Genomic DNA, 17,123 nt, shown 5'->3' with positions numbered 1-17,123 from the left:
TTTGGCGCAGAGCGAAGAATGAAGCACAGAGAACTTTTGGCTTTTTTCCGCATTTACAATTATTTGAGGTATGGTTTTCGCAGGCCAGGGCTCTGGAACGCCCAAATAAGGCGCACACGCCCGGCACAACGCACCAGCACATAGCAAAAGTTGTACCAGCCAGTCGCGGTGAACCTTCACGCGGGGCTCGCACTCGAAACCTTCACACACTTGTCACGACGCCTTTCACGGAGAACATCATGGCTCGCAAAACGGCACAGACGGCTCAAGAAATACTGATGGCGGATTTTCAGACCCTGGTCAGCGACGCTGAACGCCTGCTCGAGCACACCGCCAGCCTGGCCGGCGAGCAGGCCGACGAGTTGCGCGAGCAGATTCGCGAAAGCCTGCTCAAGGCCCGCGAAACCCTGCAACTGACCGAAGCGTCCCTGCGCGATCGCAGCCAGGTGGCGGTCGAAGCAACCGAAGCCTACGTCCAGGCCAAACCCTGGCAGTCCATCGGGATCGCCGCCGGTATCGGCTTTCTCGTCGGCCTGCTGGCAACGCGGCGCTGATCATGGCTAGCGATGAGTCGACCGCCAGCGGTTCCTCGACACGCCGCCTGGGCGCGGCCTTCCTCGGCCTGTTGCACAGTCATGTCGAACTGTTCGGCATTGAATTGCAGGAGCAGAAAGCCCGCACCGTAAGCCTGCTGCTGTTCGCCGGGCTGACCCTGGTGTTCGGCCTGCTGTTGCTGGTGGGGTTGTCGGCGCTGGTGCTGATCCTGCTCTGGGACAACTGGCGCCTGGCCGCGATCATCGGCCTGTGCGTCTTTTACAGCCTGGCCACGCTGTTCTGTGCCCTGCGCCTGAAAGCGGCGATCTTCGATGAGTCGTCACCCTTCCATGCCACCCTTGAAGAGTTGGCCAACGACAGGGAGCGACTGCTGCCATGAGCTTGCCCGATCTGACGCAGCTCCATTCACGCCGGGACATGCGCAAGGCACTGGTCCGCCTGCGCATGGAAATGCATCGCCAGGAAATCCGCCATGAATCCCGGGAGCTGCTGCAACCCTTGCAGCGCATGCGTGGCCTGGGCCAGAACTGGCAGGCGAGCCTCGGCCTCAAGCACGCGCCCTTGTGGGGTATCGGTATCGTCGCGCTGCTCGGCTTCATGAGCGGCAGGGGCGCCAAAGGCGGTGGCGTGGACAGCCTGTCACGCTGGGCGCGCCTGGGTGCCAGCCTGTTGCCGCTGATTCGGCTGGCGCTGCGCGGCACCGCGCCGAAATCCTGACGCCAGCGAAACTGGCTGCATTCTTGCAACAGCCATCCGATTGAGCACGCGCCCCGGCCCGCGCTCGATCGACCCTGCCCGCCGCAGTCAGCCCCACAAGACCCAAACCAAGGAGGTTCCGTGATCGACGGGCAACCGCTCGCCTGCTTCCAGCCGTTCATCGATACCGCCACCGGCCGTATCGCTGGTGTCGAGGCCCTTGGCCGACTGCGCCAGGCCAACGGCCAACTGACCTCCGTGGGACCGCTGTTCGCCGATCCGCGCGCGCCCTCCGCAGCCCTGCGACGCCTGGACCGACAGATCCGCGACAACGCCCTGAGCCGGCTGCATGAAGCACCCCGGGACTGGTTCCTGAGCCTGAACATGTCGCCACGCTGGATCAGTCGCCTGAGCAACGGCCAGGCCTTGCCGAGCCTCAAACAACTGGCGCGGCACAAGGTCGATCCACGGCGCATTGTCTTCGAAATCACCGAACTGGGCGGCGACAGCCTGCGCCTGGCCGAAGTGGTCAGCCGCTATCGGGAGGCCGGCGCGCGCATTGCCATCGACGATTTCGGAGCCGGTTACTCCCAACTTGATCGGGTGCTGGCCTTGCAGCCAGATATTCTCAAGCTCGACATGCGCCTGTTCCAGGCCGCGGCCCGCGGCGGCCCCAGCAGCGAAGTGGTCAAGGCCCTGGCGCAAATGGCGGAAAAGACCGGCTGCTGGATCATCGCCGAAGGCGTGGAAACCGAGGCCGAACTGAATTTCGCCCTCGAGTGCGGCTCACGCTACGTACAGGGGTATCTGTTCGCCAGGGCTGAGCTGGAGTTCTTTGCCACCGACGCCTTTGTCGCCCGTTTCGCCGAACTCAGGGAGCGCTATGTGCAGCAGAAGCTGGCCGAACGCACCCGCCTGATGAGCCTGCGCCAGCAATTGGGCGGACTCATGAACACACTCCAGAGCTGGGCCCAGGGCCAGGCACCGCTCAGCCAATTGCCCCAGCCCGACGGCTACCCCTGGCTGCTGCGCTTCTACCAATGCGATCGCCATGGCACCCAGCTCACCCCGAATCTGGAGTGGCGCAACAATGCCTGGCAGGCCGACAGCAGCTACCTGGGCCACAACTGGTCCTGGCGGCCCTACTTCTATCACTTGCTGGCTGAAGGCTGGGACGAACGGCGACTGATCCTCTCCAGCACCTATCGCGACGCCACCAGCAACCAGTATTGCCTGACCGCCGGGCAATTCTTCGACAACGGCCAACGGCTGCTGCTGATCGATATCGATGCCGCCGGCCTATAAGGTTTGCTTGCATAGTTTCGCTTGCAGGCAGACGCACTAAACGGGAAGCTGGGGCATCAGTCACCAACGGAGAGCCCCGCCTTGGATTGGCACACACTGCTTACCCGCGAACGCCTCGGAAAATCGCTGCACAGCCCCGAAGAACTGGGGCGCAGCCCCTTCCACAAAGACCATGACCGCATCATCTTCTCCGGTGCCTTCCGCCGCCTGGGGCGCAAGACCCAGGTGCACCCGGTGACCAGCAACGACCATATCCATACCCGCCTGACCCACTCGCTGGAAGTCAGTTGCGTCGGTCGTTCCCTGGGCATGCGCGTCGGTGAAACCCTGCGCGACGCCCTGCCGGCCTGGTGCGAGCCGAGCGACCTGGGCATGGTCGTGCAATCGGCCTGCCTGGCCCATGACATCGGTAACCCGCCGTTCGGCCACTCCGGCGAGGACGCCATTCGCCACTGGTTCCAGCAGGCGGCCGGACGCGGCTGGCTGGACGGCATGAGCCCGGCCGAAGGCAATGACTTCCTCAACTTCGAAGGCAACGCCCAGGGCTTCCGGGTACTGACCCAGCTTGAATACCATCAGTTCGACGGCGGTACCCGCCTGACCTACGCCACCCTCGGCACCTACCTCAAGTACCCGTGGACGGCCCGGCACGCCGATTCGCTGGGGTACAAGAAGCACAAGTTCGGCTGCTACCAGAGCGAGTTGCCGATCCTCGAACAGATCGCCCACAAACTCGGCCTGCCGCAGTTGGAGGAACAACGCTGGGCGCGCCATCCGCTGGTCTACCTGATGGAGGCCGCGGACGATATCTGCTATGCCCTGATCGACCTGGAAGACGGCCTGGAAATGGAGCTGCTCGACTATGCCGAGGTCGAGTCCCTGCTGCTCGGCCTGGTGGGCGACGACCTGCCGGAAACCTACCGGCAACTCGGGCCCCAGGACTCCAGGCGGCGCAAGCTGGCGATCCTGCGCGGCAAGGCCATCGAACACCTGACCAATGCCGCCGCCAGGGCCTTCGTCGAGCAACAGGATGCGCTGTTGGCCGGCACCCTGTCGGGGGACCTGGTGGAGCACATGCACGGCCCGGCCAAACGCTGTGTACTCAACGCCAAGGACATCGCGCGCAAGAAAATCTTCCAGGACAAGCGCAAGACTCTGCATGAGATCGGCGCCTACACCACCCTGGAAATCCTCCTGAACGCCTTCTGTGGCGCGGCCCTGGAACAACATGGCGGACGCACGCCGTCGTTCAAGCATCGGCGCATCCTCGATCTGCTGGGTAACAGCGCACCGCAACCCGAGTGGCCGCTGCACACCTCATTTCTGCGGGTGATCGACTTCATCGCCGGTATGACGGACAGCTATGCCAGCGAAATGGCCCGGGAAATGACCGGTCGCTCCAGCCCGGTATAAGGCCAGGCGGCCCGCCCTGACCAAGGCGGGCCGCCTGGCAGGACAAAACCTACGCGGGCACGGGAATCAACTGATTGATCACGGCTTCGGCCCACTGAAATAATTGCTTTCCTCTTATGTCTGCCGCCCACACTCAAGCTGACCTGCCATTCAACAAGCGCCCGATTCCAGGCATATTTTCCTACACAGCGCCTACCTATGTAGCCTTGTCCCGAGTCGACAGGTCGCCCGGAAAACACCATGCCCAAACACAACTTACGCGTGTTGCTGGTAGAGGATCACCCCTTTCAACTGGCCGCCACACAGAGCCTGCTCAACAGCTATGGCTTCCACGACCTGACGCCGACGCTCAATGCCCGGGAAGCCTTGAGCGCGCTGGATTCGACCCACATACCGTTCGACCTGATGCTTTGCGACCAATGCCTGCCGGACGCGCTGGGGCTGGACCTGATCGAAACCGCCTGCCGCGGCGGCATGATCAATCAGGCGATCCTGCTCAGCAGTCTCAGCAACGAAGAACTCGATGCCCTCAGCGCCCTCGCGCTGGAACGGCGGCTACCGTTGCTCGGTTGCCTGAGCAAACCGTTGAATGGTCGCGCCCTCAAGGCTGCGCTGGGCCTGGACCGCCCTGCGCAGGAGACAGCCGGCCCCGCCTGGTCCGAGCCATCCGACGGACCTCGCTCCACCAGTTCTTCGTGAGACAAATCCATCAGCCCCCCCGGGTTCTGTCCAGGGGGCTGCCACGGCAAGAACACCCCGACCTATAAGTAGGAAACTTCCCAAAGCACTATAAGATTTTATAAACCATTAACCATTCCGTATAACCAAGCGAACCCATACTTAATAGCTCTTTCTTTTTAGAACTTGCGCCACTCGTAAGTCAAAACCCTAATTAGAGTAGGAATATTCCTATACTACCTCTGTAGGGCCTTCCCTTCATGCGCCTGCTTGTCCAACTGAGCTAAGGTTCGCGCTTTCCAAGCAGCTCGTATGGGACTTTATTATGAACTCGGTTTTTATCGTCGACGACCACCCCGTTGTCCGCCTGGCCATCAGGATATTGTTGGAACAGGAGGATTGTTATGAAATAGTCGGGGAAACCGATAACGGTGTCGATGCGATGCAAATGGTCCGTGAGTGCATGCCGGACCTGGTCATCCTGGATATCAGCATCCCCAAACTGGATGGCCTGGAGGTCCTGGCCCGCTTCAATGCCATGAATTCGCCGCTCAAGACCCTGGTGCTGACCGCCCAGACGCCCAACCTGTTCGCGATGCGCTGCATGCAATCCGGCGCTTCGGGTTATGTTTGCAAGGCAGAAGACTTGAGCGAACTCCTGAGCGCGATCAAGGCGGTACTGTCCGGCTACAATTACTTCCCAAGCCAGGCACTGATCGGTGCGCGAAAAGAGGGACCGGAAAATCCGGAGATCGAATTATTCAAACTGGTAAATGATCGGGAACTGATGGTCCTGCAACTGTTTGCCCAGGGACGAACCAACAAGGAAATCGCCAAGGGCATGTTTCTCAGCAACAAGACCGTCAGCACCTACAAGAAAAGACTCATGCAAAAATTGAAAGCCAAATCCTTGGTAGAGCTTATCGAGATGGCCAAACGCAACGCGGTAGTGTGAGAAAACCAATGCCCATGCGCATAAAGGACTATCTGATGGTGATCACAGGCTTGTGCCTGTGCCTGTCAGCGCTTGCAGAGACCCCAAGTGTCACTCACTTCTCATTGCTCAGCCGCTCAAGCGCCAGCCACATGGAGGTCGCGCTGGACAAGGAACAGCGGCGCTGGATCCAGGACCAGCGCGAACTGGTGCTCGGCACCTCCGCCCCGGACTATCCGCCCTTCGACATGACCGTCAGCGGGCGTGACTATGAAGGTATCACCGCCGACTACGCCGGCATCCTGGGCAGAGCCCTGGGCTTGCCCATCAAGGTACAGAGCTTTGCCACCCGGGAAGCCGCCATCAGCGCGCTCGAACAAGGTCGCATCGACCTGCTCGGCAGCGCCAACGGCTTCGAGGCGGTCAACAAGAACATCGCGCTCTCGAGCCCCTACGCCATCGACCAGCCGGTGCTGGTCACCCGTGAAGACGAAACCCGCGCCCTGAACGATGGCCTGGCGGGGATGCGCCTGAGCATGGTCTACCACTACTTGCCGCTGGACGAGATCAAGGCGCTGTATCCCAACGCCACGCTGCAGTTCTATCCCTCCTACCTGAACGCGCTCAACGCCGTGGCGTTCGACCAGGCCGACGTGTTCCTGGGGGACACGATCTCGACCCACTACCTGATCAACAAGGGCTATTTGCGCAATGTCAAAATGGCCAATTTCGGCAGGCACGAGGCCTACGGCTTCAGCTTCGCCGTGCGCGGCGACAATAACGCACTGCTCGGCGCCGTCAACGCGACCCTCAAGGCGATTCCCACCAGCGAACGCGAGAACATCGCCCGCCGCTGGAGCGCCGGCAGCGACATCCTGCTGACCGACCACAAGTTGCAACTGACCGCACGCGAAGAACGCTGGCTCAAGGAGCACCCCGTGGCTCGCGTCGTGGTCAACGAAGCCCTCGCGCCCGTCACCTTCTTCGATGCGAACAACACCTTCCGAGGCGTCACCGCCGACCTGCTGGAGCTGATCCGCCTGCGCACCGGCCTGCGATTCGAAGTGCAGCGCTCGCGCAGCCTGGAGGACATGATCAATCGGGTGAAAAACCATCAGGCCGACATTATCGCCGCCGTCAGCCCGACCAATGAACGCGAGAACATCCTGCATTTCAGCCGGCCCTACATGGAGAACTCGTACGTGCTGCTGACGGCCAAAGGAGGCGACAGCGCCAGCAACCTGGAGCAGATGCAGGGCCGGAGCCTGGCGGTGATCCGCGGCAACCCGCTGCTCAACTACCTGCGCAGCGACTTCCCGCAGATCAGGCTGATTGAAACCGACGACAGCCTCAAGGCCGCCGAACTGCTCGCGCAAGGCCAGGCCGATGGCGCCGTGAGCTCGCTGGTGATTGCCAATTACCTGATCGCTTCGCAGACCTTCGACGACAAATTGCAGATCAGCACGACCATCGGCACCCAGCAGGCGATCTTCGCCCTCGCCACCGCCCGTGGCGCCACCGAGCTGAGCTCGATTCTCGACAAGGCGCTGCTGAGCATCGCCCCGGACGAACTGGGCATCATCAACAATCGCTGGCGTGGCTATACCTCGGCGTCCGACAGCTATTGGCGCAACTACCATCGCCTGATCCTGCAGATCGTCATCGGGGCCGGCGCGCTGCTGCTGCTCTCCCTGGGCTGGAACGCCTACATGCGCCGGCAGATCAGGCAACGCCAACTGGCCGAACGCGCCTTGAGCGACCAGTTCGAATTCATGCGCGCACTGGTCAACGGCACGCCGCACCCGATCTATGTGCGTGATCGCGAAGGCCGCTTGCAGACCTGCAACGACAGCTACCTGCAGGCCTTCTCGACCAAGCTTGAGGACGTGATCGGCAAGCGGGTCATGGACGCCTATCAGGACAACGACCTCGAGGCCCGGGAGTACCAGGCCGATTACCAGCGGGTCATGGCGGAAGGCACGGCACAGATCTGCGACCGCACACTGCATATCGGCGACCGCAGGATGACCATCTATCACTGGATCCTGCCCTACCGCAATTCGCTGGGCGAGGTGCAAGGCATCATCGGCGGCTGGATCGATATCAGCGAACGTCGTGAACTGTTCGACGAACTGCGCGCGGCCAAGGATCAGGCCGACAGCGCCAACCGGGCCAAGAGCACGTTCCTGGCGACCATGAGCCACGAAATCCGCACGCCCATGAACGCAGTGATCGGCATGCTCGAACTGACCCTCAAGCGGGCGGACCAGGGTCACCTGGATCGCCCCGCCATTGAAGTCGCCTACAACTCGGCCAAGGACCTGCTGGAACTGATCGGCGACATCCTCGATATCGCCCGCATCGAGTCGGGACGCCTGAGCCTGTCCCCCGAACGGGTCAACCTGAGCGAACTGGTGGAGTCGGTGGTCAGGGTCTTCGATGGCCTGGCGCGCCAGAAACAGCTCGACCTGGTGGTGCAGTTGCCCGAGGGGCACGGCATCGGCGACATCCTGATCGACCCCTTGCGCTTCAAGCAGATTCTTTCCAACCTGATCAGCAATGCCATCAAGTTCACCGAGCACGGCCAGGTCACGATCGGACTGCTCATGCAACCCGCCAGCGGCGCGCAGCGGACCCACATGAGCCTGACCGTCCAGGACACCGGCATCGGCATCAGCGCCGCCGACCAGGCCCGGCTGTTCGAACCTTTCGTGCAAGCCGACAACTCGGGGCACCTGGCCCGCAGTGGCGCCGGCCTGGGCCTGGTGATCTGCCGCAGCCTGTGCGAAATGATGGGCGGCACCCTGGCTCTCTCCAGCCGCCCCGGCGAAGGTACCCGCGTGGTGGTGACCCTGGAGCTGGACAGCCTCGAAGCCACTCAAGGGATCGCCAACCGCGACCCGGAACTGGCGCTGCCGTCGCAGGCATTGAATGTGCTGGTGGTGGACGACCACCCGGCCAATCGGCTGTTGATGTGCCAGCAGTTGGGCTTCCTCGGCCACTCGTTCGCCACCGCGCAGAATGGCGCGAGCGGATTGCAAGCCTGGAAAGACGGGCATTTCGACCTGGTAATCGTGGACTGCAACATGCCGGTCCTGAACGGCTATGAGATGACCCGGCGCCTGCGCGAACATGAAGCCAGCCATGATCTGGCACCCTGCGCCGTTTTCGGTTTCACCGCCAATGCCCAGCCCGAGGAACGAACCCGCTGCAAGGAAGCCGGCATGGACGACTGCCTGTTCAAGCCCATCAGCCTGACCACCCTCAACCAGAAACTGGCCGATGTCACGCCGCGCCCACGCAAGAGCACCTTCAGTCTCGATGGCCTGAACGCCCTGACCGGAGGCGAACCGCTGTTGCTGCGCCGCCTGATCGACGAGCTGCTGAGCAGTTGCCAGGCAGACCGCGAGGAACTGCTGCAACTGCCCGTCGGTGGCGACCGGCTCGCGCTGCTCGACATGGCCCACAAGATCAAGGGCGCGGCGCGGATCGCCCAGGCCAGCGACCTGGTGGAGCACTGCGAAACCCTGGAACAGCAATGCCAGCAAGACGCCCCGACGCCGCGCATCGAAGCCGCCCGGCGGAGCATTGTGCGGGCGCTGCTCGAACTCGAAACGGCATTGCGCGAACACACCGATCCAGCACCTGAAAAAATGCCCGGACAGGACCACACCTGACAGCGGACATTGGCTATCCTTGGGCGCTGAACAGTGCACCCCATCACCCAGGGAGATCGGCGATGCCTCGCCCCATGCAACGCGAAAGACGCCGGCTGGCGCTGCACGTGCACATCAGTATCCTGTTCACCTGCCTGCTGCTGTTGACTGGTGCCCTGCTGGGGCTGTTCAACTACCGGCAAACCACACAGATCATTCTCTCCAGCAGCGAAAAACTCTTCGCCAGGATCCAGGAAGATGTCCAGCTCGATCTACAACACACCTACCAGCCGATTCGCCATTTGCTGAGCCTGTTGGCCATCGACGATCGCACCCGGGCCCTTACGCTGGAGCAACGGTTGGCCCTGCTCGGGCCCTTCACCCAGGCGCTGGCCGATAACCCGAACCTGGCATCGCTGTACCTCGGTTACGCCGATGGTGACTTCTTCATGGTCCGGCCGCTACGCGACAGCGCCTTGCGCGCCTACTTCAAGGCGCCGGACAACGCCACCTTCCAGGTCTGGAGCATCGAGCGCGACCCCGGGGCCAACGAGGTCAGGTCCGAGTCGCTGTTCTACGATGCGGCCTTGAAACTGATCAGCCGCCAGGACAATCACCGTGAAGCCTACGATCCCCGCGTGCGCTCCTGGTTCAACAGCGCACTGAGTGACAGCGAACAGATCACCACGGCGCCCTACCTGTTTTTCTCCACCCACAATGTCGGCACCACCCTCGCCCGGCGCGGTAGCCCGAACGTGGTGATTGCCGCCGACCTGACCCTGGCCGATCTGTCCGCCACCCTGGACAAGCACAAGGTCACGCCCTCGACCGAAATCGTCCTGTTCGATGAGCACGGCACCGCGGTGGCCTACCCCGACTATGCCAGGCTGATCAACGGCAGCAGCGGCGCGGGCCTGGCCCGGGTCGAGGACCTGAGCCCGACCCTGCGGCGCTTCATGGAACCGGGCAGTACCACCGAGCACCCTCTGGCGATCGAGCAGCGGCAATGGATAGTCGCCCACACACAGCTCGCCGAAGGCGGTCCCAAGGGACTGCAACTGGCCCTGCTGGTGCCAGAGGACGAGCTCCTGGCGGACGCCTACCGGATCCGCTGGCAAGGCGCGCTGATCACCCTGGCGACCCTGCTGCTGTGCCTGCCCCTGGGTTGGCTGACCTCCCGGCTGCTGGTCAAGCCATTGCACGCCCTGGTGCGGGAGGCCGATGCGATTCGCAGCTTCAATTTCAAGTACCCGGCAACGCCGCGTTCGCCGGTACTGGAGGTGGATCGGCTGGCGATCTCGATGACTCGCATGAAGCAGACCCTGGCGAGCTTCTTCGAAATCGCCTCCAGCCTCTCGGAGCAAACCCGCTTCGACCCCCTGCTGCAACGCGTGCTCGAAGAAACGCTGAAAATCGCCCAGGCCCGGGCCGGCCTGATCTACCTGCTGGACAGCGATAGCCGACAGTTGGAAGCCCACGCTCTGATCATCGATGGCGTACCGCGGGAGCCCCGGCAATTCGATATCCACAACGCCGCCGAGGCCGACGAACGCCGCCCGGACTGGCTCAAGACACTCGACCAGCGCGACAATGTAGTGACCACCCTGGGCTTCGAGCAGGCGGCCGACTTGCAAAAGCTCATGCTCACCCTGGAGAGCCCACGCATTCACCTGATCGGCATCCGCCTGCACAACCGCCATGGCGAAACCGTCGGCGTCCTTGCCCTGCTGCTGCCGGACAGCGGCACCGACGCCGATCTGGAGAGCCTGCAGCCGGACCGCATTGCCTTCATCAGTGCCATTTCCGGCACTGCGGCCGCCTGTATCGAAAGCCAGCGCCTGCAGGCCCGCCAGAAACAACTGCTGGAGGCCTTCATCCAGTTGCTGGCCGGTGCCATCGATGCCAAGAGCCCCTACACCGGCGGCCACTGCCAACGTGTCCCGGTCCTGACGCTGATGCTCGCCGAAGCCGCCGCGGCCAGCCAGATACCCGCCTTCCAGGCCTACCAGCCGACGGAAGACGAATGGGAAGCGCTGCACGTCGCCGCCTGGCTGCATGACTGTGGCAAGGTCACCACGCCCGAATACGTGGTCGACAAAGCCACCAAGCTGGAAACCCTGTACGACCGCATTCACGAAATCCGCACCCGTTTCGAAGTACTCAAGCGCGATGCCTGGATCGACTATTGGCAAGGTCTGGCGCAAGGTGGCGACGAACCGACCTTGAGCCAGGTCCGGGATATCGACCTCAGCGCCCTGGACGAGGACTTTGCCTTTGTCGCCCACTGCAACCTCGGTGGCGAAGTCATGGCCGAGGCCGACCTGGAACGCCTGAAGCGTATTGCCCAACGCACCTGGACCCGCACGCTGGACGATCGCCTCGGCGTCTCCTGGGAAGAACGTCAACGCCAGGAACGCCACCCGGCCGTCCCTCTGCCGGCCACCGAAGCGTTGTTGGCGGACAAGCCCGAGCACCTGCTCGAACGCAACGCCGCCGAACGGATGCCCGCGGACAATCGCTGGGGCTTTCAACTGGATGTGCCGCCCTACAAGTTCAATCGGGGGGAGTTGTACAACCTGAGCGTTGCCCGCGGGACACTGACCCGCGAAGAGCGCTACATCGTCAACCATCACATGGTGCAGACCATCCTGATGCTCGACCAACTGCCGTTTCCCAAGCACCTGGCGTCCGTGCCGGAGATCGCCGGCGGACACCACGAGAAAATGGACGGCAGCGGCTACCCCAAACGCTTGAAGCGCGAAGACATGAGCCTGCCGGCCAGGATGATGGCGATTGCCGATATTTTCGAGGCGCTGACCGCTGCCGATCGCCCCTACAAGAAGGGCAAGTCGCTGAGCGAAGCGCTGGATATCATGGCTGGCATGTGCCGCGACGCCCATATCGACCCAGAATTATTCAAGCTGTTTATCAGCGAAGAAATCTACTTGCAATACGCCCGGCAGTACGTCCTGCCCCAGCAGATCGACGCGGTGAATGCCGAGTCGCTGCTGGATAAGGCCGGGCTGGTTGCCTGAACCACCTCAGCAGTCGGTCAGGCGCAGGAAGATCGCCGCCAGTTGCTCGATACCCGCCTGGTCTTCAAGGCTGAAACGAGCCAGGCGCGGGCTGTCCAGGTCGAGCACGCCGATCAAGCGGCCGTCCTTGAGCAACGGCACCACCAGTTCGCTGTTCGAGGCGCTGTCGCAGGCGATATGCCCGGCAAACGCATGCACGTCCTCGACCCGCTGGGTCTGCCGGGTCGCCGCGGCCGTGCCGCAGACACCGCGGCCGAAGGGGATGCGCACGCAGGCGATCTGGCCCTGAAACGGCCCGAGCACCAGTTGCTCATCGCGATTGAGGTAGAAACCGGCCCAGTTCAGCTCATCCAGCTGATTGAACAGGAAAGCCGAGAACTGCGCGGCATTGGCGATGAAATCGCGCTCGTCCGCCAGCAGCGATTCCAACTGCGCGTGCAACAACCGGTAGCCGTCCAGGCCACTGCCGGCGCTCTGCAAATCGATCATGGCGCCTGCTCCAACAGCTTCAATCCCACCCAATAGCGCGCAAACTGATAGGCGCAGCGCCCATTGCGATTACCTCGCCCGGTTGCCCAGCGGACCGCCTGGATATCCAGTTCCCCGTCACGCCGCCAGTTCAGGCCGGCCTTGCGCGCCAACTCGCCGACCCAATGCTCGACCACGCTGAGGAAGTGCTCCTGGGTGAAGGGGTAGAACGACAGCCACAGGCCGAAACGGTCGGACAGGGCGATCTTGTCCTCCACGGCTTCGCTGGGGTGCAACTCGCCGTCGACACGCGTCCAGTTTTCGTTGTCGCTCTCTTTCTCCGGCACCAGGTGCCGACGGTTCGAGGTGGCATACAGCAGGACGTTGTCCGGGGCCTGTTCGAGGGAGCCGTCGAGCACACTCTTGAGCACACGGTAGTCGCCCTCGCCGGCCTCGAAGGACAGGTCATCGCAAAACAGCACGAAACGCTGGGGAAGCTTTTGCAACTGCTCGACCACCCGCGGCAGGTCCGCCAGGTGATCGCGTTCGATCTCGATCAGGCGCAAGCCCGCTTGCGCGTGTTCGGCGAGCAGGGCACGCACCAGCGAAGACTTGCCGGTACCGCGCGAACCCCAGAGCAAGGCGTGGTTGGCCGGCAAGCCGTCGAGGAACTGCCGGGTGTTGCGCGCCAACTGCTCGCGTTGCTTGTCGACCCCGATCAGGTCGGACAGGCGCATGTCCAGACTGACTTCCAGCGGCAACAGATACCCAGCGCGCCCTTCGCGCTGCCAGCGCGCCGCCAGGCAACCATTCCAATCGATGGCTTGGCGCGGCGCGGGCAACAGCGGTTCAAGACGGGCAAGCACCGCATCGGCACGTTCAAGAAAGGCATTCAATCGAGCATCCACGACGTTTCCTCAGGCAAGTTCCACACATATGATGTCGCGCTGACGCCGTCGAGCGCCCGCAAGCTCCGGCAGACTGCGCAAACCACATATCGAGTCCCCCACTGCCAGCGCACGCATCGGATCAGCTATGCTTGCCGGGCGAAGGGAAAGGAAAGTGGTACACCACCCCATGGATATAAAATTCACCCACCGCTTGTCTTACAAACAAGCCAGGTTGACGGTGCTGGTCGGCTTCATTCTGGGAACGCTGCTCAGTCTGCTGCAAATCGGTATCGATTATGCCAGCGAAAGCGCCTCGATCAACCGTGAAATCCTCTCCCTGCTGGAAATCAGCCACAACCCGGCGTCGAGGATCGCCTACAACATCGACGCCGAGCTCGCGCAGGAATTGGCCCTGGGACTGCTGCGCTCGCCAGCCGTACTGCGCGCGCAATTGATCGACAACAACAGCATGGTCCTGGCCAGCGTCGAACGACCGCGCCTGGAGGGTAACTATCGCCTGCTCAGCGATTGGCTGTTCGGCGCCAGTCGCACCTTCGAGGACAGGCTTTTTCTCAGCCATCTGCCGGGTGAATCCCTGGGCACCCTGCACCTTGATATCGACACCTACACCTTCGGCATCCGTTTCCTGCACCGGGCCGAGATCACCCTGCTCAATGGTTTTGTCCGCAGCCTGGTCCTGAGTCTCATCCTCCTCGTGCTGTTCTACGTGATGCTGACCAAACCCCTGGTGCGGGTGATCCAGGCCCTCAGCAGCGCACCGCCAGGCCAGCCGAAGCAGGCGCGACTGGCGTTCCCGCCGGGCCACGAACACGATGAAATCGGCGTGCTGGTGAAAGTCGCCAATCAGCAGTTCGAAAACATGAACACCGAGATCCAGCAGCGCCGCAGCGCCGAAAACCGCCTGACCGACTACCTGGGCCAGTTGGAAAACATCGTCTCGGCGCGCACCACCGAGCTCAAGGCCAGCAACGCGCGCCTGAGCCAGTCCAACGAAGAACTGGAAGCGGCGCGCAGCACCGCGTTGAACATGGCCCAGGCCCGCTCGGCGTTCCTGGCCAACATGAGCCATGAGATCCGCACGCCCCTGAACGGCCTGCTCGGCATGATCGCGCTGTGCCTGGACAGTCCGCTGAACGCCGAGCAACGCCAGCAGTTGTCGATTGCCCACGACTCCGGAAAAGTCCTGGTGGAACTGCTCAACGACATCCTCGACCTGTCGAAATTCGACGCTGGGCAGTTGGAGCTCGAGCGCATCCCTTTCGACCTCGGCGCCCTGGTCGAGGACACCGCCAACCTGCTCTCGCAAAACGCCGCCCCCAGCGTCGAACTGGCCTGCCTGATCGACCCGCAATTCCCGGCCCTGGTGCTGGGAGACCCGACGCGGGTACGACAGATCGTCAGCAACCTGCTGTCCAATGCCCTGAAGTTCACCCGCTTCGGCCGGGTCGATGTGCGCCTGAGCACGCGCGACAACACCGTGCGTATCGAAGTCTGCGACACCGGCATCGGCATTGCCCAGGAGGCCCAGGCCAAGATCTTCCAACCCTTCACCCAGGCCGGTGCCGGCATCACCCGCCAGTTCGGCGGCACCGGCCTCGGACTGACCCTGACCTACAACCTCTGCGAGGCGATGAAAGGCCGCCTGACCATCAACTCCGAAGTCGGCTTCGGCAGCCAGTTCTGCGCCGAACTGCCGCTGCCCGCGCACACGCCAGCGCTGCGGCAAAAACCACTCACAGGCAAGATTATCGCCGTCACGCCAAGTACCAGCGGCCTGAGCGAGCTGCTCGGCAACCAGCTTCCCGCCTGGGGCCTGACCTACCAGCGCTTCGGACTGGACGAAAGCCTGGCCGGCCTCAACCCCGACCTGTTGATCACCGACTGCCCCGAATGCCTGTTTGGACTGCGACCAGCGATCAACGCGCCGATCCTGCTGGTCACCGCCTATGGCAACTTCATGCCCAGTGAACAAGCCAGCGCCCTGGCCCCCTTGCAACAGCAGGCCCGGCCCCTGGCCCGCAACGCGCTGTACCAGACGCTGGCGCGCATCCTGCTCCCCCATGACCTGGCCGAACTCAACGATCAGCCCCGGGACCTGCCGCCGTCACGGCGCGCGCGCATCCTGTTGGTGGAAGACAATCCGGTCAATCAACTGGTGGCCAAGGGCATGCTCGGCAAACTGGGCTGCGAAGTGACGATCGCGGCTCATGGCGGCGAGGCCCTGAGCCAGTTGGAACAGCAGGTGTTCGACCTGGTGTTGATGGATTGCAACATGCCGGTCATGGACGGTTACGAAGCCAGCCGGCAGATACGCCGCAGCGGGCGCTGGCCGAACCTGCCGATCGTCGCCCTGACGGCCAACGCCATGCCCGAAGAGCGAGAACGCTGCCGGGCCGCGGGCATGAACGATTACCTGGCCAAGCCCTTCCGCCGCGAAGAACTGATGGCCCTGCTCGAACATTGGGTCCCCGCCACGGTAGCCTGAGCGCTACAACGCTCCGAGCCGCGCCAGCAACCGATCGAGGCCGTCGCGCAGGGCGTCCAGATGGATCAGGTCCACGCCGCTGTCGCAGAGCAGACGGGTCCTGATCGGCAGCACCTCGGCGCGCAAGGCCACTCCGACGGGGCTCAGGCTCAGGTGGACTTCCCGCTCGTCGAGGGCCGAACGGCAGCGCTGCACCAAAGCCATCTGTTCGAGGCGTTTGAGCAGCGGCGTCAGTGTCCCCGAATCCAGCAGCAGGCGTTCGCCCAGGGCCTTGACCGTGGGCTGCGCTGGCGCAGTGTCGTGCCACTCCCACAGCACCAGCATCACCAGGTACTGCGGATAGGTCAGGCCCAACTGCTCCAGCATCGGCTTGTAGCCTCGGATGACCGCCCGTGAAGCGGCGTAGAGCTTGAAGCAGAGCTGGCTGTCGAGACTCAGCGAATCGCTGGACAGGTCATTCATTTAAGCAGGGCTTCGATCTCGCGGGTCAGGTTCTCGGGCTTGGTGGTGGGCGCGAAGCGCTTCACCAGGCGACCGTCCTTGCCAATCAGGAACTTGGTGAAGTTCCACTTGATGCCCTGGGACCAGAGCAGGCCCGGCGCACGCTTCTTCAGTTGGACGAACAGCGGGTGGGCGCCTTCGCCGTTGACATCGATCTTCTTGAACAACGGGAAGCTGACGCCGTAGTTCAGCTCGCAGAACTCGGAAATGGCCCCTTCGTTGCCCGGCTCCTGCTTGCCGAACTGGTTGCAAGGGAACCCGAGCACCACCAGGCCCTGGTCCTTGTAGTCCTGCCAGAGTTGCTCAAGTCCCTTGTACTGTGGGGTAAAACCGCATTTGCTGGCGGTGTTGACCACCAGGATCGCCTTGCCGGCGAAATCGGCCAGGGTCTTCTGCTCACCCTTGATGGTGGTGCACGGGATGTTCAGCAGGTTATCGCTCATGACAGTTCCTCCAATGAATGTCGAACAAGATAGCGAGCAATTG

The 17,123-nt window shown here is 62.7% G+C and carries 14 protein-coding genes; 10 read left to right on the top strand and 4 right to left on the bottom strand.

Going from position 1 to position 17,123, the window contains the following annotated elements; translation table 11 throughout:
- The first annotated feature begins 239 nt into the window (after positions 1-239).
- The 9 genes from PFEN_RS09320 to PFEN_RS09280 all read left to right on the top strand — a co-directional run bounded on the left by PFEN_RS09320 (position 240) and on the right by PFEN_RS09280 (position 12,272).
- Positions 240-554 carry a DUF883 family protein gene (locus PFEN_RS09320; protein WP_191486550.1) on the top strand — a complete coding sequence of 105 codons (315 nt, stop codon included), beginning with the start codon at positions 240-242 and terminating at the stop codon, positions 552-554.
- 2 nt (positions 555-556) lie between these two features.
- Positions 557-934: a phage holin family protein gene (locus PFEN_RS09315; RefSeq protein ID WP_191486549.1), complete on the top strand. Its 378-nt coding sequence runs from the start codon at positions 557-559 to the stop codon at positions 932-934.
- Positions 931-1,272, top strand: coding sequence for a hypothetical protein (locus PFEN_RS09310; RefSeq protein ID WP_191486548.1), 342 nt, complete (start codon positions 931-933; stop codon positions 1,270-1,272). The genes PFEN_RS09315 and PFEN_RS09310 overlap by 4 nt, the downstream gene beginning before the upstream one ends.
- 120 nt (positions 1,273-1,392) lie before the next feature.
- Entirely contained in the window at positions 1,393-2,556 is a 1,164-nt protein-coding gene (locus PFEN_RS09305; RefSeq protein ID WP_191486547.1) for an EAL domain-containing protein, read from the top strand.
- Positions 2,557-2,637: 81 nt separating this feature from the next.
- Positions 2,638-3,969, top strand: a complete 1,332-nt coding sequence (locus tag PFEN_RS09300; RefSeq protein WP_191486546.1) for a deoxyguanosinetriphosphate triphosphohydrolase — start codon at positions 2,638-2,640, stop codon at positions 3,967-3,969.
- Between the two features lie 240 nt (positions 3,970-4,209).
- On the top strand, positions 4,210-4,668 hold the full coding sequence (locus tag PFEN_RS09295) for a response regulator (RefSeq protein ID WP_191486545.1): 459 nt from the start codon (positions 4,210-4,212) through the stop codon (positions 4,666-4,668).
- 304 nt (positions 4,669-4,972) lie between these two features.
- Positions 4,973-5,602, top strand: coding sequence for a response regulator transcription factor (locus PFEN_RS09290; RefSeq protein ID WP_040064687.1), 630 nt, complete (start codon positions 4,973-4,975; stop codon positions 5,600-5,602).
- 8 nt (positions 5,603-5,610) lie between these two features.
- On the top strand, positions 5,611-9,258 hold the full coding sequence (locus PFEN_RS09285; RefSeq protein WP_191486544.1) for a transporter substrate-binding domain-containing protein: 3,648 nt from the start codon (positions 5,611-5,613) through the stop codon (positions 9,256-9,258).
- Between the two features lie 62 nt (positions 9,259-9,320).
- Positions 9,321-12,272: an HD domain-containing phosphohydrolase gene (locus tag PFEN_RS09280; RefSeq protein ID WP_191486543.1), complete on the top strand. Its 2,952-nt coding sequence runs from the start codon at positions 9,321-9,323 to the stop codon at positions 12,270-12,272.
- 6 nt (positions 12,273-12,278) lie between these two features.
- Here the strand turns inward: PFEN_RS09280 and PFEN_RS09275 are convergent, their stop codons facing one another.
- Together PFEN_RS09275 and PFEN_RS09270 are read right to left on the bottom strand one after the other, a co-directional pair.
- Positions 12,279-12,761 carry a GAF domain-containing protein gene (locus PFEN_RS09275; protein WP_191486542.1) on the bottom strand — a complete coding sequence of 161 codons (483 nt, stop codon included), beginning with the start codon at positions 12,759-12,761 and terminating at the stop codon, positions 12,279-12,281.
- Positions 12,758-13,648 carry an ATP-binding protein gene (locus tag PFEN_RS09270; protein ID WP_191486541.1) on the bottom strand — a complete coding sequence of 297 codons (891 nt, stop codon included), beginning with the start codon at positions 13,646-13,648 and terminating at the stop codon, positions 12,758-12,760. Before PFEN_RS09270 ends, PFEN_RS09275 begins: the two co-directional genes overlap by 4 nt.
- A gap of 169 nt (positions 13,649-13,817) precedes the next feature.
- Here PFEN_RS09270 and PFEN_RS09265 point away from each other — a divergent pair, with 169 nt between their 5' ends.
- A complete protein-coding gene (locus PFEN_RS09265) occupies positions 13,818-16,136 on the top strand; it encodes a response regulator (protein ID WP_318192834.1) in 2,319 nt (772 codons plus the stop codon).
- 3 nt (positions 16,137-16,139) lie between these two features.
- On the opposite strand, the gene PFEN_RS09260 is transcribed toward PFEN_RS09265, so the two are convergent.
- Positions 16,140-16,598 carry a MarR family winged helix-turn-helix transcriptional regulator gene (locus PFEN_RS09260; protein ID WP_191486539.1) on the bottom strand — a complete coding sequence of 153 codons (459 nt, stop codon included), beginning with the start codon at positions 16,596-16,598 and terminating at the stop codon, positions 16,140-16,142.
- Entirely contained in the window at positions 16,595-17,080 is a 486-nt protein-coding gene (locus PFEN_RS09255) for a glutathione peroxidase (protein WP_191486538.1), read from the bottom strand. Before PFEN_RS09255 ends, PFEN_RS09260 begins: the two co-directional genes overlap by 4 nt.
- Positions 17,081-17,123 lie beyond the last annotated feature (43 nt).

It is taken from the genome of Pseudomonas sp. FEN (genome assembly GCF_904067045.1).
GTDB lineage: Bacteria > Pseudomonadota > Gammaproteobacteria > Pseudomonadales > Pseudomonadaceae > Aquipseudomonas.
This window is presented reverse-complemented; position numbering and strand designations above follow the sequence as displayed.